General features: G+C 81.5%; 7 protein-coding genes. 2 read left to right on the forward strand and 5 right to left on the reverse strand.

The genetic code is table 11. The features are described 5' to 3' along the window. Together GTR00_RS12525 and GTR00_RS12530 are read left to right on the forward strand one after the other, a co-directional pair. Positions 1-514, forward strand: a 514-nt coding sequence (locus GTR00_RS12525; protein WP_205705676.1) for an alpha/beta hydrolase, incomplete at its 5' end; no start/stop codon positions are given. Continuing rightward, positions 511-1,725: an acyltransferase family protein gene (locus GTR00_RS12530; protein WP_166611950.1), complete on the forward strand. Its 1,215-nt coding sequence runs from the start codon at positions 511-513 to the stop codon at positions 1,723-1,725. The genes GTR00_RS12525 and GTR00_RS12530, both read left to right, overlap by 4 nt. Here GTR00_RS12530 and GTR00_RS12535 read toward each other — a convergent pair. Genes GTR00_RS12535 through GTR00_RS12555 form a run of 5 tightly spaced genes read right to left on the reverse strand, consistent with a single transcriptional unit; the run spans position 1,662 to position 5,899 of the window. Continuing rightward, entirely contained in the window at positions 1,662-2,024 is a 363-nt protein-coding gene (locus GTR00_RS12535; protein WP_240900010.1) for a hypothetical protein, read from the reverse strand. The two genes, GTR00_RS12530 and GTR00_RS12535, sit on opposite strands and share 64 nt — an antisense overlap. A gap of 35 nt (positions 2,025-2,059) precedes the next feature. Beyond that, on the reverse strand, positions 2,060-3,250 hold the full coding sequence (locus GTR00_RS12540; protein ID WP_166611951.1) for an AAA family ATPase: 1,191 nt from the start codon (positions 3,248-3,250) through the stop codon (positions 2,060-2,062). 53 nt (positions 3,251-3,303) lie between these two features. Next, complete coding sequence (locus GTR00_RS12545) at positions 3,304-4,308, reverse strand: zinc-dependent alcohol dehydrogenase (protein WP_166611952.1); 1,005 nt, start codon at positions 4,306-4,308, stop codon at positions 3,304-3,306. After that, entirely contained in the window at positions 4,305-5,492 is a 1,188-nt protein-coding gene (locus tag GTR00_RS12550) for an alpha/beta hydrolase (protein ID WP_166611953.1), read from the reverse strand. The genes GTR00_RS12545 and GTR00_RS12550 overlap by 4 nt, the downstream gene beginning before the upstream one ends. Beyond that, positions 5,489-5,899 (reverse strand): MauE/DoxX family redox-associated membrane protein, encoded by a 411-nt coding sequence (locus GTR00_RS12555; protein ID WP_407659688.1) that lies wholly within the window; start codon positions 5,897-5,899, stop codon positions 5,489-5,491. The genes GTR00_RS12550 and GTR00_RS12555 overlap by 4 nt, the downstream gene beginning before the upstream one ends. Positions 5,900-5,907: the final 8 nt, after the last annotated feature.

Below are 5,907 nucleotides of genomic sequence, written 5' to 3' on the forward strand. Positions count from 1 at the left end.
GGGCACCGCCGCGCCGGGCACCGCCGCGCCGGGCACCGCCGTGCTCGCCTGGGCCGCCCACCCGGCCCCGCCCGGGCTGGGGCCGGGCGCCGCCACCGACGCCGCCGCCCGCGCCGCCGCCGGCCCGCTGCGCGCCACCCTGGAGGCGCTGCACCGCTCGCCGGAGCACCGGGCCACCGTCCTGCTCTGCCACAGCTACGGCAGCACCGTGTGCGCGGCCGCGCTCGCCGACGGCGCGGCCCGCGGCGTCCGCCACGTCGTGGACCTCGCCAGCCCCGGCGTCGGCTCCGGGGACCTGCCCGCCGGGGTGCGCCGCTGGGTCGCCACCGGCGAGGGGGACCCGGTGCGCTGGGTGCCGCACGTGCACGTCCTCGGCCTCGGCCTGGGCGTCGACGCCGCCGCGGCGCCCGGCGCGCGCCGCCTGCCGGTGGACGGCGTGCACGGGCACTCGGACTACCTCGCCCGCGGCAGCGCCACCCTGGCCGCGGTCGCCGCGCTGGTGACCGCGCCGTGAGCGCCCCGGCGCTCGCCCCACCCACCGGCGCGACCCGTCCCGCCGCGCCCGCCGCGCGGCGGGAGGTGCCCGGTGGGCGCGACCGCACCGTCGACGCGCTGCGCGTGGGCTCGCTGGCCGCCGTCGTCGCCGGGCACTGGCTCGTGACGGGCCTGGCCGTGCGCCCGGACGGCCTGGCGGCGGTCAGCCCGCTGCCGGTGCTGCCGGGGCTGGCCCCGCTGACGTGGGTGCTGCAGACGCTGGGCCCGCTCTTCCTCGCCGCCGGGTTCGCCGCGGCGCGGCGCGGGCGCGGCGGTGCACCGGCGCGCCGCGGGGCGCCCGCCGCGCCCGTGGTGCTCGCCGCGCTCGCGGTGGTGCTCGCCGCGCTGGTCGCGACCGCGCCCGCCGCGGTGCCGGGCCCGCGCACCGCCCCCACCGTGGTGGCCCTGGCGCTGAGCCCGCTGTGGTTCCTGGCGGTGCTCGCCGCGCTGTCGCTGCTGCGCCCGGCGCTGCAGCGGCTGCTGGCCCGCTCGGCGCTGTGGCTGCTGGCGCCGGCCGCGGCCGTGGTGCTGCTCGACGCGGTCGGCGGCGGGACCGGGTGGGCGGCGACGCCGGTGGCGGTGGCGGTGCAGGCGCTGCTGTGCTGGTCCGTGCCGTTCGGGCTGGGGCTGCGGCACGCCGACGCCCCCCTGCCCCCGCGGGCCGGGGCCGCGCTCGCCGCGGCCGGTGCGGTGGCGCTGGCGGTGCTGCTGGGGGTGGCCCGCCACCCCTCCTCGGCGGTGGGGGTGCCCGGCGCGGCCCGCTCGAACCTGGCCCCGCCCTCGGCGGCGGCGCTGGCCCTGGCGGCCGCGCAGGTGGGCACCTTCCTGCTGCTGCGCCCGGTGCTGCAGCGGCTGCTGCGCGGGGCGCGCACCGGTCGGGTGCTGGCGGCGGTGAACCGGCGCTGCCTGCCGGTGTACCTGCTGCACCAGCCGGTGCTGCTGGCGTGCGCGGTGCTCAGCGCCGCGGTGCCGCAGGTGCCCGGCCCGCTGGGCGCGCCGGGCAGCGCCGGCGCCGCGGCGGGCTGGCTCGCGCAGCGGCCCGCGGCGCTGGTGCTGCCGGACGTGCTGGTGCTCGCGCTGGCCCTGGCCACCGGCGGCGGGCGCTCCGACCGCCGGTCCCGGGTGCGTCAGGCCCCCGGCGCGTCGTCCCCGGGCGCGTCCTCGTCCAGCGCCGCGAACCAGTCCGCGTAGGCGGTGGTGCGCGCCATCCGGCGGGTGAGGTCCGGGGCGCCGTCGGACCACCACACCGGCCCGCGCTCGCCCAGGGCCTCCTTGGCCGCCTGCACCCGCTCCCTCGCCGAGCGCACCGCGCCGTCGTCGTCGGCGCGCAGGGCCGCGCCCTTCGCACGCCGCGCCGCCATCAGCTCCGCCACCAGCGCGGCCCGGCGCTCCTCGGGCAGCGCCGGGTCCGCGCGGCGCCACAGCCGCCCGCGCACCACGAGGTAGCGCCCGTCCGGCGTCACCGGCGGACCGCCGCCGCGCTCGCCCACCGCCCGCCCTCGCCCCGTGCGCCCGTCCGTGCGCCTCAGTGGCTGTCCGTGCCGCGCTGCGAGAGCAGCCGCGGCGCCACGAGGCGGTCGGCGACCAGGCCCGTCACCAGCGAGTACACGGCCTTGTGGACCACGTCGACGACCTGCTCGCGCACCGGCCACGTGTGCGGCGGGGCACCGGCGCCGGAGAGGTTCTCCGCCGTCTGGTCGAAGGACAGCCGCACCGCGGTGTGCGCCAGGTGCGCGCGCGGCCCGCGCATCCCCAGCACCGACCACACCCCGCGCAGGGCCCCCAGGGTGGCCCCGGTGCCCCAGTGCATCGCGTGGTTCGCCAGCACCGGCCGCTGCGCGTCCCCCGCCGGGCGGCCCAGCAGGCCCAGCAGCGCGCGCCCGGGCACGTGCGAGTCCGGCCGGTGCGTCAGCGCCTGCTCGGCCTTCTCCCCCACCGTCATCGCGGCCACCCCCGCCAGCCCGGCCAGGGCGCCGCGCCCGGCCGCCGACACCAGCACCGCCCCCCTCGACCGCGCCCGCTGCGTCCCCACCGCTGCCACCACGTCCGTCCCGCCGCCCTTCGCCCGCGCCGTCCCGGGCGACCGGCTGCACCCACCGGCCATGGTGGTGCACCCCGGCGGGCTCGGCAGCTCGTGCACCACCGCGAAGCCGTCGGCGAGCAGCGCCGGCGCCGACAGCAGGGACCGCCGGTGCGCGTGGCGGGCCAGCACCCCGGCGGGCACCCGCTCGTCGGCGGGCCGGGCGGCGTCGCGGCGCAGCAGCTCGGCCGGCGGCAGGTCCGGCAGGAGCACCGCCTCCGCCGGCAGGTGCGCGGCGGCGGCGGTGCGCAGGTGCGCCACCCGCTCGGCGCGGCGCAGGTGGGTGGCGTCGGCGAGGTAGCCGGCGCCCAGGCCGGCCAGCGCCTGGCAGCGGCGCTGCGCGCGGCGCACCGCGGGCAGCGAGTACGCCTGCAGCGCCCGCACCGGCCGGCCCGCGGCGGCGTCGGCGGCGCGCAGCTCGCGGCGCAGGTCGTCCAGGCTCACGACGGGCAGCTGCGGCGCGGCGGCCAGCAGGCGCCGGCGCAGCGTCGTCTTGCCGCTGCCCGCGGCCCCCACGAGGACCAGCACCACCGGTGCGGCGCGGGCGGGGTCCGCGCCGCCGGGACCCGCGCCGGTGGAGCGGGTGCGCTCGGCGCAGGCGCGGCACCCGCACCCGGGCACGGCCGGCGGCGGCACCGCCCCATCGTGCCGCCCGGCGCGCGCGGCGGCACCCGGGCCGCCGGCGGCGCTCAGGCCCCGGGGGCGCCCGCGGCGGGGGAGCGCAGCCGGTGGCACAGCGCCGCCCCGCCGGGGCCGACGACCGCCGGGACGACCCGCGCGGCGTCCTCGAAGTCGCTCTCGCCGTCCAGCAGCACGTCGAAGGCGTCGTCGGCGAGCAGCTGCATCGCCAGGGCCAGGCGCCGGCGCGGCGTCCAGCGCGGCGCCCGCGACGGCGGCACGCGCCCGACCTGGCTGGCGCGCACCGCCAGGCGCCGGGAGTGGAAGCCCTCCCCCAGGTGCACCTCGACGGGCCGGTCGCCGTACCAGCTCAGCTCGGTGAGCACCCCCTCGTCGCCCAGCAGCGCCAGGCCCGTGGACAGCCCCGCCCCGGTGCCGCTGGTGTGCAGGACCACGTCGCGCTCGCGGCGCGCGTCGTCGGGGGCCACCAGCCGCCCGCCCAGGGCGGCGGCGACGCGGGCGCGGTCGGCGCGCACCTCCACCAGCTCCACGTCGGTGCCCGGCACCCGGGCCGCCAGCGCCGCCACCAGCATCCCCAGCACCCCGGCGCCCACCACGCTGACGCGGTCGCCGACGCCGACCTGCGCGTCCCACACGCCGTTCACGGCCGTCTCCAGCATCCCGGCCAGCACCGCGCGCGCCGCCGGCACCGCCGCCGGCACCGCCAGCACCGCCGAGGCCGGCACCACGTAGCGGTCCTGGTGCGGGTGGGGGCAGAACACGCGCCGCCCCAGCATCTCGGGCACCCGCCCGCCCGCGGCGGTGACGGTGCCCACCGACAGGTAGCCGTACTTCACGGGGAAGGGGAACTCCCCGGACTGGTACGGCGCGCGCATCACGTCGTGCTGGCTGGGCGGCACCGCCCCGGCCAGCACCAGGGCCTCGGTGCCGCGGCTGATGGCGGAGAACTCCGCGGTGACCTCCACGTCGGAGACGCCCAGCACGGGCAGCTCCTCCTCGCGCAGCTCACCGGTGCCCGGAGCGGTGGTCCAGAACGCGCGGGCGGTGCGGCTCACCCGGCACCCCCCGCGCCGGCCCCCAGGTGGCCGGTCAGGAAACCGCGCACCGCGTCCTCCCACGCCGCCGGGTCCACGTTCCACTCCTTCGTGTGCCGCGCCGTGCTGCTGCGCACGAACGTCACCAGGTCCGGGCGCGCCTGCGCCAGCCGCGCCGAGGGGCCGGGGGGCACGTAGTCGTCGGCGTCGGAGTGCAGCAGCAGCACCGGCAGGCGCAGCTCCTCGGCGCGGCGCACCCAGTCCATGCGCCGCAGGTCCACCGGCCCCTCCACGCCCACCAGGCGCCGGCCCAGCGGGTGGCCCAGCAGGCCCAGCCCGTAGCGGCCCAGCGGCACCGGCACGCGGTTGCGCCGCGCCTGGTGGTCCAGCACGTCGTACCAGTCCAGGACGGGGCCGTCGAGGACGACGGCGGCCACCCGCTCCGCCAGCGGCGAGCGGGTCACCAGCTGCAGCGCGATGGCCCCGCCCATCGACCAGCCCACCAGCACCAGGCGGCGCGCCCCGCGCTCCAGGGCGTACCGGCAGGCGGCCTCCACGTCGCGCCACTCGGTCTCGCCCAGGCCGTAGCGGCGCGCCGGGGAGGGCGGGCCGTCGGCGTCGTTGCGGTAGGCGGGCACCAGGCAGGTCAGCCCCAGGCCGTGCAGCAGCGGCAGGGCCCGCAGCGCCTCCTCGCGGGTGGCGCCGCGCCCGTGCACGAGCACCGCCCACACCCCCTCCCGCGCCGGGCCGGCGGGCGCGGGCACCTGCCAGCACGGCAGGTCCCCCACGTCCGAGCGCACCACGACGTCCTCGTGCTCCAGGCCCAGGGCGCTGCGGGGGGTGCCGGCGAAGCAGTACTGGTTCCAGCGCCCCGCGCCCGGCTGCGCCGTGCCGCGGTCCACGCCCAGCAGCTCGCGCGTGACGCGCTCGCCGGTGCTCTCCAGCACGTCGCCGACGCGGAAGTGCCCGCGGCCGCCGTCGGTCCACACCCCGTAGCGGCCCGGCACCACCGTGTCCGGGGTGGCGGCGAGCACCACGCGCCGCGGGCCCACCTGCAGCACCTCCACGTCGTCGGGCTTGTGCCGCGCGGGGGTGACCACGGCGCGGGCGAAGGCGGCGGCGGCGGCGGTGAGCCCGACGGCCCCGGCGGTCAGCGCCGCCCCGGAGGCGGCCGCGCCCAGCAGCGCGCGCCGGCGCCCGGTCACGCCGGCGCCCCGCGCGCCACCCGCAGCGCCGCGCGCACCAGCGGCACCTGCAGCGGCAGCCGGGCGGCGGTCAGCGCGCGGCGCAGCGCACCGCGGCGCCCGCGGTGGTGGCGGGCGTCCAGGGCCATGCGCCCGTTGGCGGGCCACACCGCCACCAGGAACGCCGCGGCGGCCCAGCCGGCGGCGCGGCGGGTGCGCGGCAGCAGCAGGCCCGCGGCCAGGGCCAGCTCGGCGGCGCCGGAGGCGGTCGTCCAGGCGCGCGGCGGGCCGGGCAGGGAGCGCGGCACGATCGCGTCGAACCCGGCCGGGCGGCGGAGGTGCGCCAGCCCGGCCGCGCCGAACAGCGCCGCCAGCGCCGCCCAGCGGGGCGGGCGCCGCCGCGCCCCCGCGTCCTCCCCCTCGATCACGCGCCGAT

The sequence above is a fragment of the Kineococcus indalonis genome, assembly GCF_009906395.1.
GTDB lineage: Bacteria > Actinomycetota > Actinomycetes > Actinomycetales > Kineococcaceae > Kineococcus > Kineococcus indalonis.